Below are 20,671 nucleotides of genomic sequence, written 5' to 3'. Positions count from 1 at the left end.
CTTTCGTACAATAAGCGTAAATTTGCCTTCCTTAAAGACTTTCAAACTTTTGACTTTAGACTGATACAATGAAATACAATCCTAACGAAATTGAAGCCAGATGGCAAAAGTACTGGGCAGAGAACGGTACTTTTATGGCAGAAGATGTTTCTGATAAGCCGAAATATTATGTGCTTGATATGTTTCCTTACCCATCGGGGGCAGGATTACACGTAGGGCACCCACTGGGTTATATCGCTTCAGATATTTATGCACGTTACAAACGCCATAAAGGTTTTAATGTACTGCACCCACAGGGATATGACAGTTTTGGACTTCCGGCAGAACAGTATGCTATCCAAACCGGGCAGCACCCTGCTATAACTACCGAAACCAATATTGCGCGTTACAGGGAGCAGCTTGATAAAATAGGCTTTTCTTTTGACTGGGACAGGGAGGTGAGAACATCTAACCCTGAGTATTACAAATGGACACAGTGGATATTTATCCAACTGTTCAATTCATGGTTTGATATCGATGCTAACAAGGCAGAAGATATTCGTGCCCTTGTTATTGAGTTTGAAGCAAACGGTAACACAAAAGTAAATGCGGTTTGTGATGATAATATCCCGGCGTTTACTGCTGCCGAATGGAAAGGTTACAGCGGTGAAGAGCAGCAAAAAATATTATTAAAATATAGACTTACCTATCTTGCCGAAACCGAAGTGAACTGGTGTCCGGCTTTAGGTACTGTATTAGCGAATGACGAAATTGTGAACGGTGTTTCCGAAAGGGGAGGGCATCCGGTAGTGCGTAAAAAAATGACGCAGTGGAGTATGAGAATTTCCGCTTATGCCGAAAGGTTACTACAAGGGCTTGACACAATCGACTGGACCGATTCGCTAAAAGACAGTCAGCGTAACTGGATTGGAAAATCGGTTGGAGCTGCGGTTACCTTTAAAGTAAAAGACAATCATAATAAATTCCTTCACCTGTTAACGGGAGATGATACCGGAGAGTTTGCGATAGATGTGTTTACTACACGCCCTGATACTATTTTTGGGGTTAGCTTTATGACGCTTGCGCCAGAACATGAACTGGTAGCAAAAATCACTACTCCGGAACAGAAGGAAGCGGTTGAAGCATACATCGAGGCTACTTCAAGAAAGAGTGAGCGCGAGCGTATGGCCGATGTAAAAACCATATCAGGGGTATTTACCGGTGCGTATGCCGAGCATCCTTTCACTAAAGAGCCTATTCCGGTTTGGATTGGTGACTACGTGCTTGCGGGCTATGGTACAGGAGCTGTTATGGCAGTACCTGCCGGAGATCAGCGTGATTATGATTTTGCGAAGCATTTTAATATCCCAATCAAAAATATTTTTGACGGAGTTGATATTTCCGAAGAGGCTTATGGCGCTAAAGAAGGCGTGAAGCTAAAGGATTCTGACTTCCTAAACGGACTTGATTATAAAAAAGCGACCAAAAAAGCTATTGAGGCGCTTGAAGATATAGGGCAGGGTAAGGGTAAAACCAATTACCGCCTTCGTGATGCTGTATTCTCGCGCCAGCGTTACTGGGGTGAGCCGTTCCCGGTTTATTATGTAAACGGGTTACCGCAAATGATAGAGGATAAGTACTTGCCAATTCGCCTTCCGGAAGTGGAGAAATACCTTCCTACCGAAGACGGGCAGCCGCCTTTAGGGAACTCTAAAGAGTGGGCATGGAGTGTTGCAGAGCACAAAGTGGTAAGCAACGATCTTATCGATAATGTATCGGTATTCCCGCTTGAGCTAAACACTATGCCGGGTTGGGCAGGTAGTTCATGGTATTGGCTAAGGTATATGGACCCGCACAACGATGAGGAATTCGTATCTAAAAAAGCACAGGAATACTGGGAGAGTGTAGACTTATATATTGGCGGTAGCGAGCACGCTACAGGTCACTTATTATACAGTCGTTTTTGGAACAAGTTTTTAAAAGACCGCGGATTTATCACTCAGGAAGAGCCGTTTAAAAAGCTAATCAACCAGGGTATGATTTTGGGTATGAGTGCGATTGTTTATCGTGTTTCAGGAACTAATCAATATGTTTCAAAAGGTCTTAAACAAAACTATGAGACTGAAGAATTACGTGTAGATGTTAATTTGGTGAATGCTTCAGATGAAATAGATGTTGAGGCATTAAAGAACTGGCAGCCGCAGTTTAATGACGCAGAGTTTATACTTGAAGATGGTAAATATTTTGTAGGACGTGAAGTAGAAAAAATGTCTAAGCGTTGGTACAATGTAGTTAACCCTGATGATATTTGTGAGCAGTATGGTGCCGATACTTTAAGGTTGTATGAAATGTTCCTTGGTCCGTTAGAGCAGGCCAAACCATGGAATACTGCCGGTATAACAGGAGTTTCGGGCTTCCTTAAAAAATTATGGAAGTTATACTTTGACGATAACGGACTTATTGTTAATACCAATCAGCCAAGTAAGGAGGCATACAAAATACTTCATAAAACCATTAAAAAGGTACAGGAAGATATAGAGAACTTCTCGTTCAATACATCGGTAAGTTCATTCATGATCGCTGTTAATGAGCTTTCGGCTATTAAATGCCATGAGCGTACCATACTTGAGCCGTTTACCATACTTATTTCGCCTTATGCGCCACACATTGCCGAAGAGCTTTGGCACAGGTTAGGGCATCAGGAAAGTATCTCTAAAGTGCCGTTCCCTAAATTCAATCCGGAACACCTTGTGGAAAGCAGTAAGGAATATCCGGTATCGTTTAACGGAAAAATGCGCTTTAAAATTGAACTGCCTATGGATATGCCTGTTCCTGAAATAGAGAAAACTATTTTAGCTGACGAGCGTACCGTACAGCAACTTGACGGACGCGCACCTAAAAAGGTGATTGTTGTTCCGGGTAAGATTATTAATATCGTAGGATAATTTTCTCCTGCAGGGTTTTGAAACCTTGTAGGTCTAAAAATATAGATCCTTCCTTTCGTCAGGATGACACTCGTATGTATTAGGCTCTGCTTTGTCATTCTGAACGGAGTGTAGTGATAACGTATAACAACCTGTGCTAAAAAGATGTACTTTAGTATTAACAGGAATTTTGGCACATGGTTTGGTAATGCTAAATCAAATAACCAAATAAACAATCATGCTATGAAAAAAGCCTTACTATTTGCAGCCCTTTGCTGCTTTGGAGTTCAATCATCAATCTTTGCACAGGAAAGTCAGCCTGAAACAACAAATGAAAAAGAGAAACCCGTTTACCTGTATGTGGCATTAGGAGCTAACATAAACAGTGGGTTTAAACTTAACGACAAGCTTGCCAATGCCGGTTTTCGTAAAATTGATGAAGCCACTCCCGAATTTGCCCTTGGTTTCCGCATCAACATTCCCGATTCTAAAATGTATACCGATATAGAGATTTCCGGTAGTTTTTACGACAGGAATGACGGTGGTTTCAGGACGCAGTCTATTAGTAGTAGCAGTAGGCTAAGGGTGCATTACACGATTTGGGAAAACAAGGATTTTATGTTTTCTGCCGGAGGTGACGTGTCATACACCTCTTACTACGTTAACCTGTTTTCAAGAAACAACTACGTAGATCTTGATGATCTTCCTAATACAATGAACAACTCTCATGTGTCGCTTAGAAGCGGTTTGTTGAATGTTGGTCCGTCTGTAGCTTTTGGTTTTCTTAGAGATACTAATTTCCCGTTAAGGATTAATGCCGGATATGATATAGGACTTACAAACGGTAAATGGAAGTCGGATTTTGCTTCTGTAGGGAATACAGTAAAGGAAAACGGTTTGGGTACTTTTTATGTCAGATTAGCACTTTGGGCATGGTAAAAGCTTAATAAAATGCCAAAATAACAGTTAAAGCCAATCTTAATTAAGATTGGCTTTAATTTTGATATATACTATTTATATAAATCAAAAAACGATGTATTTAGAATATTATATTTTAATAGGTATTATTGGTTTGGCAAGTTACGCTATTAGTGCCAAACTAAAGAGTAAGTTTGCTTTTTACTCAAAAGTACACTTAAGGAATGGTATGAGTGGTGCTGAAATCGCTCAGAAAATGTTGCAGGATAACGGTATCTATGATGTAAAGGTAGTATCGGTAGCCGGTAGGTTAACCGACCATTATAACCCGGCAGATAAAACCGTGAACCTAAGTGAGGCCGTATATAACCAGCGTAATGCCGCCGCCGCCGCCGTTGCAGCACACGAGGTAGGGCATGCCGTTCAGCATGCTACAGCATACAGCATGCTTACTTTTAGGTCTAAAATGGTTCCTGTGGTAAGCGTGTCGTCTAATCTTGCGCCTATGCTTATATTTTTAGGCTTGATTTTAGGTGCTGCCGCTAAAATAGGTATGGGGTATTATATAGCTGTTTTAGGTGTTGCACTTATGGCTATTGCCACACTGTTTAGCTTTGTGACATTGCCGGTGGAGTATGATGCCAGTAACCGTGCCCTTGCATGGTTAAAAAGCAAAAATATGCTTAGTCAGCAGGAATATGCCGGTGCTGAGGATTCACTAAAATGGGCTGCCCGTACTTATGTGGTCGCTGCTATTGGATCGTTAGCTATGCTTTTGTATTGGGCATTGCAGGTATTTGGAGGTTCCAGGGATTAAACCCTGTCTATATATATCTTGATAAACAGCCGGACTTAAAGGTCCGGCTGTTTTTTTATTTAGTAAGCTTGTTTGTATGTCTCTATTTTCAGCGTGTCAATACTGTTTTTTCGTTTAATTATCATTATTAAGTCATCATAATTAGGATTTGTGTTAGGGAGTATGTAGCCACGTTCCAGTTTTTCTCCTGTATATCCTTTTTTCTTTGAGTTTAGTTTTTTTGCAAGTTCATTTAGTATCTCGTTGGTTTTCTCCTTCTTAAAACCTAAAAATAAAATTTCATCATCACTCCCTTCCTGACCCTTTTCAATAGAACTTGGGAACAAATTGCTGTATGTTGAGTCAGAATAGTAAGTGACAGCTAGTTTTAAATCTATCTGTGTAGAATCTATTATATGGGCTGTCGCGCCTGTTATTGTGTATTTGTTTTTTATGTAACCAGGGGTGTTGCAGCTAAATAAAAGACATGTTATTAATGATAAACTGATTGTAGTTGTAGTCTTTTTCATAGTCTTTCCTGACTTGCTGTTATAACTGTATCTGTCTTTCAATTTGCTGTTCCAATGATATAAAGGTTTCGGTACGTGATACTCCATTAATGGGCTGTATTTTTTTGTTGAGTAGCTGCATGAGGTGTTCGTTGTCACGGCATATCATTTTTATGAGTATAGACCAGTTTCCTGTGGTATAATGACATTCCAGTACTTCGGGTATTTTCTTAAGTTCTTTAACTGCTTCAAAATTACTGGAAGCTTTTTCCAGATAGATCCCTACAAATGCCATTGTACTGTAGCCCAAAACTTTTGTGTTTACAATAAACTTTGATCCGGCTATTACTCCTGCCTGTTCCAGTTTACGCAAACGTTGGTGAATGGCAGCGCCCGATATGCCTATTTTTGCGGCTATCTGTAATATGGGTTTACGGGCATCTTCCATAAGATAGCGGAGTATCTCTTTATCAATACCGTCTATTTCAATTTGTAGTGAATTTATCTTCATAACCTTTCAGTTTGTTGTAAATATACGTTTTTTGGTTACAGTTAGTGATTGATATTTATGTTTTGATACTATTGCATATTGACTATAATTAATGTTAGTGTAGAATGGTAGAAAAAAATAGCCTTTCCCGGGGCGGTGGGAAAGGCTGTAAAATATTGAGTTAGTAAAGGAGGTCTAGCTCACTACATTATTGGCATTGTAGCCCATGTAGGGAACGTGTTTTTCGTGAAAAACGACCCCAAAATCTTCAAGCTCTTTTAATATTGGCTCGTATACTTCTTTGTTTATGGGTATTTGTACCCCTGGTGTGGTAATATTACCGTTTAATATTTGTAAGGTTGCCATAGCTACCGGTAAACCTACTGTTTTTGCCATTGCAGTGTAGGTTTGATCTTCCCCTATACATACCATAGTGGAGTCTATCTGTTTGCGTTCACCGTTAAGCTCGTATCCAAACTTGTGGTACATAACAATCATGTCCTTGTCCTCAGGACTAAGCGTCCACTTGTCGCTAAGTATTTTTTCCAGTATCTGAGCCGGAGTGGCATCTATAAGCCCTACTTTTTTATTCGGGTTAAAAATGTCAAGCTCTACCAGTTTGTCCCACTGTATATCATCCTGATCCAGTTTTAGGCTGTGTCTTAATTTCAATTCAACCGAATCGCTGGGATGATAAGGTAAAAACGAATTGACAAACTCCCTGTAGCTCATATTCTCTGAGTTTTCCATGATATACGAATCATCGGTCATACCCAGTTGTACAAACATGTTCCATGCTTTAGAGAAGCCTACACGCCTAAGTGTACCTCTATATAAGGTTAAGGCATCATCCAGTCCGTATACGCTGCGGTATTTTAAAGAGTCCCTGTTGGCATAACCTTCAAATCGGCCATAACCTTCTACCTCCATAAATTCTGTACGACGGAAAAGCTTATTGTAAGGGATATACTTGTAGGTTCCTTCCTGAACAAATTTAGCTGTTCCTCCCTGTCCTGCAAGTACCACATTACGCGGGTTCCAGGTAAACTTATAGTTCCACAGGTTGTTATCACTTTCCGGGGCTACAAGTCCGCCACAAAACGATTCAAATAAAATTACTTTACCGCCCTGCTCACGAATTTCGTTTATAACCTTCATGGCACTCATGTGATCTATACCCGGGTCAAGACCTATCTCGTTCATGAAAACAAGATTGTTTTCCTTAACCAGCGTATCGAGTTCCTGCATGGCAGGGCTAACATATGATGCGGTTACCAGGTGTTTTTTATGCTTAATACAGTCTTTAGCGACTTCATAATGCAAATGTGCCGGTAGCATGGAAATTACTATATCGGCTTTGCTTAATTGTGTATCGCGTTGTTCTGCATTAAAAATATCAAAAGCTATAGCTGTGGCGCGAGGATGGCCTGCGGTTTTCTTTTGGGCAAGTTCAAGGGAAAGATCTGCAATAGTAAGGTGCAGGTTTTCAGTCTCTGATTTGTCTAAAAGGTATTTAATTAATGATGATGCAGAGCGTCCTGCACCAATTATTAATATATTCCTCATTTGAGTTTGGTTATTTAATTATAACACGAAAGTAGTAATTTGTTATATTTATAAAAATTATTTAGCAAAATAAATGCGTTAAACTTTTTAAATTTACCCTCACAATAACATAATCATGGATAAAAAAACAATAGCGATTGCAGCAATACTGGGTGCTACGGGTATTATGCTTGGTGCTTTTGGAGCACACGGATTAAAAAAACTCATTGAGCCGGAACAGATAGCTACTTTTGACACAGGGGTAAAATACCAAATATATCATGCGTTATTCCTGCTTTTTGTAGGGGCAACTTCAATGTTAACAGAAAAGGCAAAAAAGACAATTTTAACACTTACAACCATAGGGGTGTTTTTCTTTTCGGGATCTATCTATTTTTTATCGTGTAACAGCCTTTTTTCGTTCGATTTCAAAACAATAGGTTTTATAACACCTGTTGGAGGATTATTATTAATTTGTGCTTGGGTAGTATTATTTTTACAGATAATGAAGCGAAAACAATAATTTTGTTTTAATTTTTTATTTTGTAAAGTTTAATTTATACTTTTGTCCCCTGAAACAATGCAACTTAATAACAAAACTTATGAGTAATTTTGGCCTTTTTACGAAAACGATTTCGTTAGAGAAAATGGGAATTAAAAATGCTAATGTAAAGTATCAGTTAACTCCAGATGAGTTACATGATATTACGATAGAGAAAGGCCAGGGTGTCGAAAGTTCTACAGGGGCGCTGGCAATTAATACCGGAGAGTTCACCGGAAGATCTCCTCAGGACCGCTTTATAGTTAAAGACAGTATTACTGAAGATAAAGTGTGGTGGGGTAATGTCAATATTCCTTTTGATAGTGATAAATTTGAAAAACTGTATAATAAAGTAACCGAATACCTTTCGAGTAAAGAAGTTTTTGTAAGGGATAGCTATGTATGTGCCGATCCTAATTACAGGATGAACGTTAGGGTGGTTACTGAATGTGCATGGTCAAACCTTTTCTGTTATAATATGTTCCTTCGTCCTGAAGATTCAGAACTTGAGAACTTTAATGCAGAATGGCATGTGGTATGTGCACCGGGCTTTATGGCCGATCCGGCTGTAGACGGAACACGTCAGCACAACTTTGCAATACTTGACTTCACAAGAAAAATTGCTCTTATAGGTGGTACAGGTTATACCGGAGAGATGAAAAAAGGTATTTTCTCTGCGCTTAACTTTATTCTTCCTGTGTTTAAAAATACTTTACCTATGCACTGTAGTGCCAATGTGGGTGAAAAAGGTGATACAGCTATTTTCTTCGGTCTTTCGGGTACAGGTAAAACTACACTTTCTGCCGATCCTGCACGTAAGCTTATTGGTGACGATGAGCACGGATGGACTAAAGAAAATACAATTTTCAACTTTGAAGGTGGTTGTTATGCTAAGGTTATCAACCTGACAGAAGAAAATGAGCCGGATATCTTCAGGGCTATTAAAAAAGGAGCTCTTTTAGAGAATGTAATCTTTAAAGAAGGTACTAAAGAGGTTGATTTTGAAGATATTTCAATCACGCCTAATACACGTGTAAGCTACCCAATATATCATATAGATAACATTCAGCCGGGATCTATCGGTGAAAATCCTAAAAACATATTTTTCCTTACTGCCGATGCGTTTGGGGTACTGCCTCCGGTTTCTAAGTTAACTCCGGGTCAGGCTGCTTACCACTTCATTTCGGGCTATACAGCTAAGGTAGCAGGTACGGAGGCAGGCATCAATGAGCCGGTGCCTAACTTCTCTGCTTGTTTCGGTGCGCCGTTTATGCCGCTACACCCAACAAAATATGCTGAGATGTTAAGTGCTAAAATGAAAGAAGCCGGCGTTAATGTATGGCTTATCAATACCGGATGGACCGGTGGTGCTTACGGTACGGGTCAGCGTATGAAATTAAAATATACCAGAGCCATGATTACTGCAGCTCTTAACGGAGAGTTGGATAATGTGGATTACAAAACACATAAAGTATTTGGCTTAGCGATACCGCAAACCTGTCCTAATGTTCCTGATGAGGTTTTAAACCCAAGGACTACATGGGAAGATAAGGATGCTTATGATGCAAAAGCACATGAGCTTGCCGAGTCGTTCAGGAAAAACTTTGCCAAATTTGAAGAATTTGCTAATGATGAAATCATGGCAGGTGCACCAGTGGCATAATCAGGAAATTTTAGAATAATGAAAAAGAGCCGTTTTTTACGGCTCTTTTTTTTGTTTGTATAGTTTGCTGTAGTATAAACGTGTATAAACAAAAAAAGCCGCTTTTTAAGCGGCTTTTGTAGTATTGTGTGTGTTTGGTGTAATGTAATATAATATTATTTCCCTTTGTTGGCTTCAATAATATATTTTTCAAGAGCCATTGTCATAGAAGGGGTTCCCGGTGCAGGAGCCATAATATCTATGCGCAGGTTGCGGTCCAGAGCTTCTTTTTGGGTTGTACTTCCAAATACAGCAATCCTGGTGTCGTTTTGCTTGAAATCAGGGAAGTTTTTAAATAAAGATTTAATTCCTGTAGGACTGAAAAATACCAGTACATCGTAGTAAACATCTTTAAGGTCAGAAAGGTCACTCATCACTGTTTTATAAAAAGTACCTGCTGTCCAGTTTACCTTAAGGTTGTCCATTGTTTGAGGGACATCGTCGTTAAGCTGATCTGAAGCCGGTAAAAGAAATTTCTCATCCTTGTACTTTTTAATAAGCGGAGAAAGATCGGCAAAATCTTTCTGGCCCACATAGATTTTTCTCTTTCTGTACACCACATACTTCTGCAGGTAAAAGGCTACGGCCTCGCTCTGGCAAAAGTATTTCATAGTTTCAGGCACTTTATAACGCATTTCTTCCGCTACCCGGAAAAAATTATCAACAGAATTCTTGCTGGTAAGGACTATGGCAGTGAAATTGTTAAGGTCAATTTTTTGAGCCCTAACATCTTTTGCGCTTACACCCTCTACGTGGATAAATGGCCTAAAGTCTACTTTTACTTTTAGTTTGTTCTGGATTTCGAAGTATGGTGAATTTTCTACTTTAGGTTCCGGCTGCGAAACCAAAATTGTTTTCACTTTCATATTTGACATGTTGTTATAACTAACTTTTTGTAAACCAATAATACATGAAATAATAGGGTGCTATTTCAAGAGTGCAAAGATACAAAATAAAATAGAATAATTTACCGAGTATCAAATTTTGATAAGTCTTCAATGAAACTATGTATGAATAAAGGCTTCCCGTAATTATAAGGGTTAAAATTGTATAAACCACAAAAGGGGAGGGGTTACTGTTGTAAAACAGTATTGCATTTAACGGAAGTAACACCAGTCCTATATAGGTTCGGTAGTTTACTTTCATAAGGTTAAACTGCTCGTTAAACTCTTCTATGTTAAATGATGTGGCAATTATTTTTTCGGTAAGGTATTTAGAGAGGATAAAAAAGCTTAAAAAAGTAAATATCTGTACAAAGGTAACAAGACTGTATTTACTGCTGCTGCCAAAATAACTTAGCAGGAATTGTATGAAAAAAGTAAATGACACCAGTTGTACAAAAAAGAAAGATATGGTAAAAGTACTGGTCATATTACCGCTATCCTTGTATATTTTTATGTATTTGTTTGATAGTGCGAGTTTTGAGAATTCGGCAAAGCGCCCCCCAAATACAGAGCGGTTTGCTGCAATGAGCACAAAGCAAAAAACAAACAGGATGGTGGCCCAGTCTTTGCTATCGATTATTCTTTCATGTAAAACGAAGTCGGTCATACACAGCAAAATTAAACATTTTTATGTACAGTTATTTTGCAGAATTATAATTTAATTATGGCATGCACGTTAGAAATACATTATTTTTGCATTCAAAATTCACGCGCACATGAGCGAAGGTATAGTAGTAATACCTACTTATAACGAAATTGAGAACATTGAAACCATTATAAGGGCTGTTTTTTCATTAGAGACAAGCTTCGATATACTGGTGGTTGATGATAATTCGCCCGATGGTACTGCTGCTAAGGTAAAAGAGCTTCAGGCAGAGTTTCCTGATAACCTTTTCCTGGAAGTAAGAGCCGGTAAAGAGGGGTTAGGTACTGCCTATGTGCACGGGTTTAAATGGGCTATTGCCGGGAAATACGAATATATTTTTGAAATGGACGCCGATTTTTCACACAACCCTGCCGATTTAGAAAGGCTGCAGGTGAGTTGTAAAAACGGAGCCGATATGGCAATAGGGTCAAGGTACAGTACCGGAGTAAATGTTGTGAACTGGCCACTTAGCCGTGTGCTTATGTCATATTATGCTTCGGTTTATGTAAAAATGATAACGGGAATGAAAATTCACGATGCTACTGCCGGTTTTATATGCTACACGCGCAAGGTGCTGGAAACCATAAATCTTGATAAAATTAAGTTTGTGGGGTATGCTTTCCAGATAGAAATGAAATACAGAGCCTGGTCTAACGGGTTTATTATAACAGAAGTGCCTATAATATTTACCGACAGAACTAAAGGACAATCTAAAATGAGTAATGCCATTATTAAAGAAGCTATCTTTGGTGTTATTTCATTACGAATTAAAAAAATGCTTAACAGATTATAACGGATATAATGAACAGGGTTTTAATTAAGAACGCTAAGATCGTAAACGAAGGGTCTATTTTTGAAGGCGATCTTTTAATTGAGGATAAATACATAAAGGAGATTGCTGATAGTATCAGTGCAAAATCTTCTGATATTAAAATTATTGATGCCGAAGGGAATTACCTTATTCCGGGTGCGATAGATGACCAGGTACACTTTAGAGAGCCGGGTCTTACCCATAAGGGTAATATTGAAACCGAATCGCGTGCTGCGGTTGCCGGTGGTATCACTTCATTCATTGAGCAGCCTAATACCGTGCCAAATGCGGTAACACAGGAGCTTTTGGAGCAGAAGTACCAAAGAGCAGCCGAAACATCGTATGCTAACTATTCATTCATGATGGGTGGTACTAACGATAATCTTGAGGAGGTTTTAAAAACCAATCCGAGAAATGTTGCGGGTATAAAACTTTTCCTGGGCTCATCTACCGGTAATATGCTGGTTGATGATGAGCAGGTACTGGAAAAGATTTTCTCAAGTACTTCAATGCTTATTGCTGCACACTGTGAAGATGAGGCTACTATACGTGCTAATTTTGCAAAATATCAGGAGGAGTTTGGTGATGACATCCCAATGAAATACCATCCGCTTATTCGTAGTGCAGAGGCATGTTATATCTCTTCGTCAAGAGCAATTGAACTGGCTAAAAAAACAGGAGCAAGGCTGCACGTTTTCCACGTGTCTACAGCTAAGGAAACCGAACTTTTTACCAATAAAATTCCGCTTGAGGAGAAAAAAATTACTGCCGAGGTGTGTATTCACCACCTTTGGTTTACCGATGCCGATTATGAGAAAAAAGGTTCGTTTATTAAATGGAACCCTGCTGTAAAAACGGCTGAAGACAGAAAGGCGCTTTGGGAAGCTTTGCTTGATGACAGGATTGATGTTATAGCTACAGATCATGCTCCTCACACACTTGAGGAGAAAAAAAATCCATACACCAGTGCTCCATCGGGCGGGCCGCTTGTACAGCATGCTGTAGTGGCTATGTTTGAGGCATATCATCAGGGTAAGATATCTATCGAGAAGATAGTGGAGAAAATGGCTCATAACCCGGCAAAACTATTCAGGGTAGAGAAGCGTGGCTTTATCCGTGAAGGCTATTTTGCCGATCTTGCTATTGTAAATGCAGGATTGCCTTGGAATGTGAAAAAAGAAAATATCCTATATAAATGCGGTTGGTCTCCGTTTGAGGGTACTAACTTTAAATCAAGAATTACGCATACGTTTGTAAACGGACAACTGGTATACAATAACTTTAAGGTGAAAGATATCCGTTGTGGTGAGCGTTTACTTTTTGATAGGGAATAATCATGAAAAAAATTGCAGTTTTTTTATCGGCAATATGCCTTTTTGCCTGTAATGATAAATTACAGAAACCGGATAATCTTTTAAGTGAAGATAAGATGGAGGATATACTTTATGATGTAGCCCTACTACAGTCTATAAGTTCTTTTGCTCCGGCCGTGCTCAGTGCTAACGATATTAAGATTGATACTTATATTTATGATAAATACCAAACAGACAGCTTAACATTTGCTCAAAGCAATGAGTATTATGCTGCTGATTTTGACCGTTATGAGGCTATTTTAGAAAAAGTGTCTGAAAGGCTTAAGACAGAAAAAGTTGAAATTGACAGTATAGTTTCTAAGGAGAATAAAAATGTTGTCAAGGATTTTAAAGCAAAGGCTGTTAAGGATAGTGTTGATGTAATTAGAGATGATGTGAAAGTGCTTAACGATAGTATTTCAATAGAATAAAAAAGCGGGCTAATTAGCCCGCTTTTTTATTGATGATTATTCCTGTATTTTTCTCCTATTTTGGTAAGATAGCTCTTTATATCCCTAAAGTTGTAGTTAAGGGCTTCTCTTATTTTTGAGTTGTCAAAGTTTTGATGTTTGTGTGCCGATTTTGACATGCTTTTTGTAAAATGCCTTTTCCTGAAAAGTAGTTTTGAGAAAAACCAATCCAGTCGATAAGCCATATCGGTCATAAACGGAGTAGCATATATAAACGGAGGTTTTTTGTGCATACCGTCGGCTATGGCGTTAAAAATGTTTTCGTAGGTAATGTTTTCGGCTACCACGGTATAACGTTCCCCTGATATGTTAGATTCCATTAGCTGTATCATTATTTCCACAACATCTTCAACCGCTACAGCTCCACAGGTGCCTTTGGTGTAAAAATACTGTCCTTTGTGCACGGCCTTAAATATTTCGCCGCTACCCTGATTCCAAAAACCATATCCGAAAATCAGTCCCGGATTTACAATAGCAACTTCAAGACCTTCCTGCCAGCCTCTCCAAACTTCGGTTTCTGCACCATGTTTGCTTATGGCATAATCGGCATGGAACTTCTCCGGGTTCCATTCGGTTTCCTCGGTAATAACGGTCTCATTGTATTTCAGGTCACCTAAAGCAGCTACCGAACTTACATGACACAGTTTGCGAACTCCCAGTGCAAGGCAGCAGTTTACCACATTTGCAGTTCCTTCTATATTTACTTTGCGGAGTAATTTTTCGTCGGCAGGGTCAAAAGAAATGCTGGCAGCACAGTGGTATACTTTTTCTACTCCTGCCAGGGCAAGTTCCAGTGACGGAGTTTCCAGTATATCACCTTCGAGCCATTCTATTTTTTCAAACAGGTTTTGTTTGCCGTAATGAGAAAACAGGTGCTTTGTTTTTCTGGTTGTATCGGCGTTGCGGTACAATGCCCTTACGGGCGTTTCGCCTTCGGCCAAACGCAGCAGCAGGTGTGCACCTACCAGTCCTGTTCCTCCTGTAACTAATATCATATAACAAATATAACCATTGATAGGTGTATTTTATATTGGCTTAATTATAAATATTCACTTTTTTTAAACAACGAGGTGTATTTTTATCGCCGTACATTGTATTTTTGTGCTTCACTAAATTTTTGATATGAAGAACTTTGTAGAAGAGCTAAGATGGAGAGGTATGATACATGATATCATGCCCGGAACCGAAGAACAACTGAGTAAAGAGGTTACAACGGCGTATATTGGCTTTGATCCAACTTCAGATTCGCTACACATTGGTAGTTTAGTGCCTATTATTATTTTAGTACACCTGCACAAATGCGGGCACAAGCCTATTGCGCTTGTAGGTGGTGCTACAGGTATGATAGGTGACCCGTCGGGCAAGAGTGACGAAAGAAACCTGCTTGATGAGGAAGCACTAAACAAAAATGTGGAGGGAATTAAAAGAGTGCTTTCCCGTTTTCTTGACTTTGATGCTAAAGAAGAAAATGCTCCGGTGCTGGTTAATAACTACGACTGGATGAAGGAATTCTCTTTTATAGGGTTTGTTCGTGATGTTGGTAAACGTATTACCGTTAACTACATGATGGCAAAAGACTCGGTTAAAAAGAGGCTTACGGGTGAGGCAGGATCAGGTATGTCGTTTACCGAATTTACCTATCAGTTAATACAGGGTTACGATTTTTATCACCTTCACAAACATTATAACTGTATGCTTCAGCTGGGTGGTAGTGATCAGTGGGGTAATATTACTACAGGTACAGAGCTTGTAAGAAGAATGAACGACGAGGGAGCTAAGGCTTATGCTATGACTACTCCGCTTATCACTAAGGCTGATGGTTCTAAATTTGGTAAATCTGAAGGCGGAAACATATGGCTGGATGCCGATAAAACTTCGGTTTACAAATTCTACCAGTTCTGGTTAAATACCAGTGATGCTGATGCTGAGAAATATATTAAGATATTTACATTCCTTGAGCAGGCTGAAATTGAGCAGTTGATCGAAGAGCACAAACAGGCTCCGCACCTAAGAGCTTTACAGAAGAAACTTGCACAGGAAGTAACGGTGTTCGTTCATTCGCAGGAAGCTTTTGAGGATGCTGTTAAGAAAGCAGAGTTTGTTTTCTCTAACTATGACCGTGCTGCGATTGAAGCGGAGAATGAGGAATTCTTTACTGATATTTTTGGTGAGTTCTTTACAGCTCCAATTAAAAAATCAGTGCTTACAGAAGGTGAGGATATAGTTGTGGTGTTAAGTGATCTTACCGGTATATTTCCTTCAAGAAAAGAGGCCAGAAAATCATTAGCGGCAAATGCTGTTGCTATAAATAAGGTTAAGGTTGATGAGACTTATGGTTTAAGTACAGCCGATTTACTTTTTGATAAGTATATCCTTGTTTCTTTTGGTAAGAAAAAGAACTTTGTAGTTCCGGTTGAGGACTAGTTTAAAATACATCTATAAAAAAGCCGCTCATTGAGCGGCTTTTTTGCTTCGATAATAGTTTTGTCATTCCTATTGTAGCGCAGCGGAATAGAGGAATCTTAATTGTCAGATAAGATTTCTCACTTCATTCTATTGCGTATCGAAATGATAGGAATACTATAAAAAAACGGCTCATTGAGCCGTTTTTTTTATTTCATTGGAGTACCTCTAAGCTTCCTGAAGTTCTCGTATGTTTTTTCAACTCTTTCCTTTGGAGTTGTTTTAAACTCCTCATCGGTTACTTTGTACTGTTTCTGTAATTCTTTTAGTCTGTTGTGTAGCTGTTTTTGTATGTCGGTATAATTTGGATCGTCATACAGGTTGTGCTGCTCTTCAGGGTCGGTTTTAAGATCATACATTTCCCATACATCAATATCATCATAAAAATGGATAAGCTTGTAGCGTTTTGTCCTTACGCCATAATGTCTTTTTACCATGTGGAAGGCAGGGAAGTCGTAATAATGGTAGTATAACGCATCTCTAAAGTCATCGGGGTTTACCTTGTTGTCTAAAATCGGCTTGATGGACTGCCCTTGGAAATCATCGGGTATAGTAGCTCCGGCATAATCCAAAAGTGTAGCTGCAAAGTCCAGGTTTTGTGTCATGGCTGGCACTACCGATTCTTTTTGGATTTTAGGAGGGTATTGTATAAGCAATGGTTGTTTCATGGAAATGTCATACATAAAACGTTTGTCAAACCATCCGTTTTCACCCATGTAAAATCCCTGGTCTGATGTGTATACCACTATGGTATTTTCGGTAAGTCCGTTTGCATCCAGATAATCCAGTATTTTACCTACTCCTTCGTCTACCGATGCTATAGTGGCAAGATAATCCTGAACATAGCGCTGGTATTTGTATTCTGCTAATTCTTTACCGTGTAGGTTAGCCCTGTGGAAAGCATCGTTTTTTGCCTGATAGGCATTATCCCATATTTTGCGCTGTTCGGGAGTCATACGGTCAAAATCAGTAGTCCATGGGTTGTGTGCCAGTTCGGGACTACCTTCTTTTTTGGTAAGTTTCAGATCGTGACCTTCATACATGTTGTCATAGACCGTCATGAGTTGCTGTTGTGCGGCAAGCTGACCTTCGTGTTTGGAGAAATAAGTGTCCGGTAGCGGGAAATGAACAGTGTCATACATATTAACGTGACGTAAGGCAGGCATCCAGTTGCGGTGCGGTGCCTTGTGGTGTACCATGATAAAAAATGGTTTGTCTCCGTTTTTATTCCGGTTTATCCAGTCGATACTTTTATCTGTAATTAAATCGGTGGCATAACCCTCGGTAACGGTGGTGTCCTGTTGTTTTATAAACTGCGGATTGTAATAATTACCCTGATCGTTTAATATATCCCAGTAGTCAAATCCTGTAGGCGTACCCGATAAGTGCCATTTGCCTATTATGGCTGTTTTATAGCCTGCCTGTTGCAGGTATTTAGGTAGAGTAGGCTGATCGTTGTCAAACTTATCTCCGTTCATCCTAAAGCCGTTTAAATGGCTGAACTTTCCGGTTAGTATGGTGGCTCGGCTTGGACCGCAAAGGGAGTTGGTACAAAAGTTATTAGTAAACAATGCGCCGTTTTGAGCGAGGCGGTCAATATTTGGTGTTTTTGCCAACTGGCTTATAGGGTGACCGTATGCGCTTATGGCCTGTAAGGCATGGTCGTCGGTCATTATGAAAATAATGTTCGGTTTTAGCGGCTCGGTTTGGGTTGTTTCTGCCTCTTTCTTTTTACCGCATGAGGTTATTGCCAGTATAGCCAGCGTAGTGTAAAGTACTCTTTTAAACATGTGTATAACAGATTTGCGTAACGGTAAAGATACGATTATCTGTAAAACGCTATGTTAAAGTACCATAAGGTTACAGCCCCTTATGTCTGAATTGTCAAAGCGCCCCAGTACTTCAAACGACTGGTTAGGGTATTTTTTACCTAAATCCTGCGTGGCGATAAAGGAGCAGGAGTTAATGTTAGCAAGGTCTATCACGTTTATGCCTCCGGTTTTACCGGTATCCACATAGCTAAGAGCATCTTCGGTATCACGTACTAGGATATCCATCCAGGGCGGACATTCAAAAATACCGTCACCTAAAGAATAGGCCTGTGAAAGCAGTTCGGTCATTCCGTATTCCGAATGTATTTTGCCAACTCCAAAACCATTACTTAGTATTTCGTGAAGTTCTTCGCGTATCATTTCACGGCGTTTACCTTTCATGCCTCCCGTTTCCATTATAATGGTATTCTTGAGGTTAAACGGCTGTGTCTCGGTAAGATCCAGTAGGGCATAGGTTACACCTATTAGTAATATGTTTTGTCCGGCACTTTCCAGTTCGGTAAGTTTTTTAATAAGCTCGTCGTAGTTGTGCAGGTAAAAACCGCTATCGGGATTGTTGGAACGTTCTATTAGGTCTTCCACCATATAGATAAGTGACGATCCTTCGCGTTCCAGGTACGATGGTAACAGTGCCAGTACAGCATAATCTTCAATGTTGCCGTAAAACTGAGAGAAGGCCAGCCTGAAGCTGTTTTCATAATAGGTTAAATCGGTAACAAGGTGTCTGCTGGTAGTCATTCCGGTAGTTCCGCTACTGGTAAAGGTTATCTGTACATCATCTGTACTGCTAAGAACCTCATGGGTTTTAAAAAACTGTATAGGCAGGAAAGGAATGTCTTTAATAGCTTTTACGTTTTGCTTGTCTTTCCCCAGTAGTTTGCAAAAGTTACGGTACACGGCATTATTGTCAAACTGATGCCTGAATACTTTAAGGGTTGTTTTTTCGAACTCCTTTTTCGATGCTATGGTAAATATATCGTTTGGGGTAAGCAATGGGTAAAAGTTTTGACAAAAATACAAATAAAAAAGCACCGCTGTTGCAGTGCTTTAAATGTTATTAATTTAAATATCGTTATTTAACTATCAGTTTTCTGGTTGCAGTTGCTTCACCTTCTTTAATCTTAATGATATACACACCTGCAGTAAGGTTAGATATATTAAGCTCTTTACCTGTAATGGTTGTGTGAAGTATTTTTTTGCCCAGTACGTCAAAAATCTCTATCTCTTTACTTTGAGATGACTTAGAGGTAATATAAACCCTGTCTGAACTTACCGGGTTAGGGTAGATGTTCAAACCTTCTATGCTCTCCTGCTGTACTTGCTGTGCAGTTAGATTCCCTTTGTTCTCCTGAGCTACTGCGGCAAAGGAAAAAAGGAAAAAGAACAATAAAGTAATATAAAAGTAGTTTTTCTTCATTTATGACTTTTGATTATGTAAAGATATAAAATTAATTTCAAATATCATACCAAAAAAATACCCCTCTTTTTGGAGGGGTATTCTTAATAATATTTTGACTAACTGTTTTTTAGTTAAATCTTGTCCATCCCTGAGCCCAGTCAGGAACATTTGCACCGTTACCAGCACCGTTTACTTCAGTACCTGTAGTGTAGAAATCAGTATTAGTACCACCGTAGTTAGTTTCAGCGTCAACACCGTCAAACATAACGTTAGTGAAAGTAATTTCGTCGTTATCAACGTGAGCGTTAGCTACAGGGTCAGTAGCAGCATCTTTAATGTTGATACCAGTAGCGTAACCAGAGATATAGAAGTTATCTACATTCCAAAGTCCTCCACCTTCTTTGATGAAGATACCACCTTCAGATCCAGGACCTACTACTGTAATGTTTTTAAGAGTTACTGTAGTTGTAGGAAGAGCTGCACCGTTATCACCGTTGTTAGAACCTTCGATACCAGCTTTAGCACCACCAGAGATATACCAGTACTCACCAGTACCTTTCCAACCGTCAGCAAAGTCGATTGAGTCATCACCACTGTTAGTAGATACAAGGTATTTTCCGCTTACAGATCCACCGAAGAACTCAAGACCGTCGTCACCACCTTCGAAAGACTGAACATACTCTAAAGTAGTACCAGAACCAACTCCGAAAAGAGAAACTCCGTTAAATTCTTTATCACCGTTGAAAGCTGCACCAGTGTACTCAATTCTTAGGTAACGGATAACACCAGAGTTATCGTTATCTACAGTACCACCGTAAGTAAGGTCAGAAACCTCTGCAGTAGCAGTTTGTCCTGTAGAACCACCTTTGTTAGTGTTAGCTTTACCACAAATTACAAGTCCACCCCAGTCACCTTGAGCAGGATTTGCTAAAGCTGAAGTCATTACTACCGGATTAGTAGCTGTACCGTTGATAAATATTTGACCACCCTGAGCAACTGCGATATAAGCGCTTGTTCCTCCTGAAGCCTTAACTGTTGTTCCGGCAGGGATAGTTAATTTAGCACCGTCTCTTACTATGAACGCACCTGTTAGGTTGTAAGTTTGAGTAGCATCTAGAGTAACCTCTTCACCTGAAACTAATTCACCCTGAAAGTTTGTTGGGTCAATTGTTACTCCTGGTTCTGTTGTTGGATTGTCATCATCGCTGCTGCAAGATGTCAATGCTAATGCTGCAATCGCTAGCGTAGAGAAAAGCAATTTTTTCATCTGTTGTGTTTTAATAAGTTTAAGTTAATTTACTGAGGCAAAAGTATTTCAGCCGTATTAAAAAGCGTTTAAGTCAATATTAA

19 protein-coding genes are annotated in these 20,671 nt (G+C 39.4%); 9 read left to right on the top strand and 10 right to left on the bottom strand.

Going from position 1 to position 20,671, the window contains the following annotated elements; genetic code table 11:
- Positions 1 to 68 precede the first annotated feature (68 nt).
- From leuS to Q763_RS11735, 3 genes are all read left to right on the top strand, one after another.
- Positions 69 to 2,924: a leucine--tRNA ligase gene (gene leuS / locus Q763_RS11745; RefSeq protein ID WP_035134487.1), complete on the top strand. Its 2,856-nt coding sequence runs from the start codon at positions 69 to 71 to the stop codon at positions 2,922 to 2,924.
- Positions 2,925 to 3,146: 222 nt separating this feature from the next.
- Positions 3,147 to 3,842, top strand: a complete 696-nt coding sequence (locus tag Q763_RS11740; RefSeq protein WP_157499421.1) for a hypothetical protein — start codon at positions 3,147 to 3,149, stop codon at positions 3,840 to 3,842.
- Between the two features lie 94 nt (positions 3,843 to 3,936).
- Entirely contained in the window at positions 3,937 to 4,638 is a 702-nt protein-coding gene (locus tag Q763_RS11735) for a zinc metallopeptidase (RefSeq protein ID WP_035134483.1), read from the top strand.
- 59 nt (positions 4,639 to 4,697) lie between these two features.
- Here Q763_RS11735 and Q763_RS11730 read toward each other — a convergent pair whose 3' ends face one another.
- The 3 genes from Q763_RS11730 to Q763_RS11720 form a co-directional block, all read right to left on the bottom strand.
- On the bottom strand, positions 4,698 to 5,147 hold the full coding sequence (locus tag Q763_RS11730; protein ID WP_157499420.1) for a hypothetical protein: 450 nt from the start codon (positions 5,145 to 5,147) through the stop codon (positions 4,698 to 4,700).
- 19 nt (positions 5,148 to 5,166) lie between these two features.
- Positions 5,167 to 5,637 carry an Lrp/AsnC family transcriptional regulator gene (locus tag Q763_RS11725; protein ID WP_035134479.1) on the bottom strand — a complete coding sequence of 157 codons (471 nt, stop codon included), beginning with the start codon at positions 5,635 to 5,637 and terminating at the stop codon, positions 5,167 to 5,169.
- Positions 5,638 to 5,811: 174 nt separating this feature from the next.
- On the bottom strand, positions 5,812 to 7,182 hold the full coding sequence (locus Q763_RS11720) for a saccharopine dehydrogenase family protein (protein ID WP_035134478.1): 1,371 nt from the start codon (positions 7,180 to 7,182) through the stop codon (positions 5,812 to 5,814).
- A 115-nt stretch (positions 7,183 to 7,297) separates the two neighbouring features.
- Between Q763_RS11720 and Q763_RS11715 the strand changes: the two genes are divergently transcribed.
- Positions 7,298 to 7,684, top strand: a complete 387-nt coding sequence (locus Q763_RS11715; protein ID WP_035134476.1) for a DUF423 domain-containing protein — start codon at positions 7,298 to 7,300, stop codon at positions 7,682 to 7,684.
- A 79-nt stretch (positions 7,685 to 7,763) separates the two neighbouring features.
- Positions 7,764 to 9,365 (top strand): phosphoenolpyruvate carboxykinase (ATP), encoded by a 1,602-nt coding sequence (gene pckA, locus Q763_RS11710; RefSeq protein ID WP_035134474.1) that lies wholly within the window; start codon positions 7,764 to 7,766, stop codon positions 9,363 to 9,365.
- A 155-nt stretch (positions 9,366 to 9,520) separates the two neighbouring features.
- Here pckA and Q763_RS11705 read toward each other — a convergent pair whose 3' ends face one another.
- On the bottom strand, positions 9,521 to 10,270 hold the full coding sequence (locus Q763_RS11705) for a uroporphyrinogen-III synthase (RefSeq protein WP_035134472.1): 750 nt from the start codon (positions 10,268 to 10,270) through the stop codon (positions 9,521 to 9,523).
- 19 nt (positions 10,271 to 10,289) lie between these two features.
- Entirely contained in the window at positions 10,290 to 10,955 is a 666-nt protein-coding gene (locus tag Q763_RS11700) for a DUF4271 domain-containing protein (protein WP_035134470.1), read from the bottom strand.
- Between the two features lie 109 nt (positions 10,956 to 11,064).
- Between Q763_RS11700 and Q763_RS11695 the strand changes: the two genes are divergently transcribed.
- From Q763_RS11695 to Q763_RS11685, 3 genes are read left to right on the top strand one after another with little or no spacing between them, the layout of a single operon-like run.
- The gene (locus tag Q763_RS11695; protein WP_035134468.1) at positions 11,065 to 11,787 is read left to right on the top strand and encodes a polyprenol monophosphomannose synthase; all 723 of its coding nucleotides are present in this window, start codon (positions 11,065 to 11,067) and stop codon (positions 11,785 to 11,787) included.
- A gap of 8 nt (positions 11,788 to 11,795) precedes the next feature.
- Positions 11,796 to 13,139, top strand: a complete 1,344-nt coding sequence (locus Q763_RS11690) for a dihydroorotase (protein ID WP_035134466.1) — start codon at positions 11,796 to 11,798, stop codon at positions 13,137 to 13,139.
- A 2-nt stretch (positions 13,140 to 13,141) separates the two neighbouring features.
- The gene (locus Q763_RS11685) at positions 13,142 to 13,588 is read left to right on the top strand and encodes a DUF4296 domain-containing protein (protein WP_035134464.1); all 447 of its coding nucleotides are present in this window, start codon (positions 13,142 to 13,144) and stop codon (positions 13,586 to 13,588) included.
- A 26-nt stretch (positions 13,589 to 13,614) separates the two neighbouring features.
- Here Q763_RS11685 and Q763_RS11680 read toward each other — a convergent pair whose 3' ends face one another.
- A complete protein-coding gene (locus Q763_RS11680) occupies positions 13,615 to 14,622 on the bottom strand; it encodes an NAD-dependent epimerase/dehydratase family protein (RefSeq protein ID WP_035134463.1) in 1,008 nt (335 codons plus the stop codon).
- Between the two features lie 127 nt (positions 14,623 to 14,749).
- Between Q763_RS11680 and tyrS the strand changes: the two genes are divergently transcribed.
- Complete coding sequence (tyrS, locus tag Q763_RS11675) at positions 14,750 to 16,051, top strand: tyrosine--tRNA ligase (protein WP_035134461.1); 1,302 nt, start codon at positions 14,750 to 14,752, stop codon at positions 16,049 to 16,051.
- A gap of 188 nt (positions 16,052 to 16,239) precedes the next feature.
- Here the strand turns inward: tyrS and Q763_RS11670 are convergent, their stop codons facing one another.
- The 4 genes from Q763_RS11670 to Q763_RS11655 form a co-directional block, all read right to left on the bottom strand.
- Positions 16,240 to 17,880, bottom strand: a complete 1,641-nt coding sequence (locus Q763_RS11670; protein ID WP_035134459.1) for a sulfatase family protein — start codon at positions 17,878 to 17,880, stop codon at positions 16,240 to 16,242.
- A gap of 54 nt (positions 17,881 to 17,934) precedes the next feature.
- Positions 17,935 to 18,915, bottom strand: a complete 981-nt coding sequence (locus Q763_RS11665; RefSeq protein WP_035134457.1) for a LuxE/PaaK family acyltransferase — start codon at positions 18,913 to 18,915, stop codon at positions 17,935 to 17,937.
- A gap of 79 nt (positions 18,916 to 18,994) precedes the next feature.
- Positions 18,995 to 19,339, bottom strand: coding sequence for a T9SS type A sorting domain-containing protein (locus Q763_RS11660; RefSeq protein ID WP_035134455.1), 345 nt, complete (start codon positions 19,337 to 19,339; stop codon positions 18,995 to 18,997).
- Between the two features lie 109 nt (positions 19,340 to 19,448).
- Positions 19,449 to 20,588 carry a hypothetical protein gene (locus tag Q763_RS11655; RefSeq protein ID WP_035134454.1) on the bottom strand — a complete coding sequence of 380 codons (1,140 nt, stop codon included), beginning with the start codon at positions 20,586 to 20,588 and terminating at the stop codon, positions 19,449 to 19,451.
- Between the last annotated feature and the right edge of the window lie 83 nt (positions 20,589 to 20,671).

The organism is Flavobacterium beibuense F44-8, assembly GCF_000769915.1.
GTDB classification, from domain to species: Bacteria; Bacteroidota; Bacteroidia; order Flavobacteriales; family Flavobacteriaceae; genus Flavobacterium; species Flavobacterium beibuense.
This window is presented reverse-complemented; position numbering and strand designations above follow the sequence as displayed.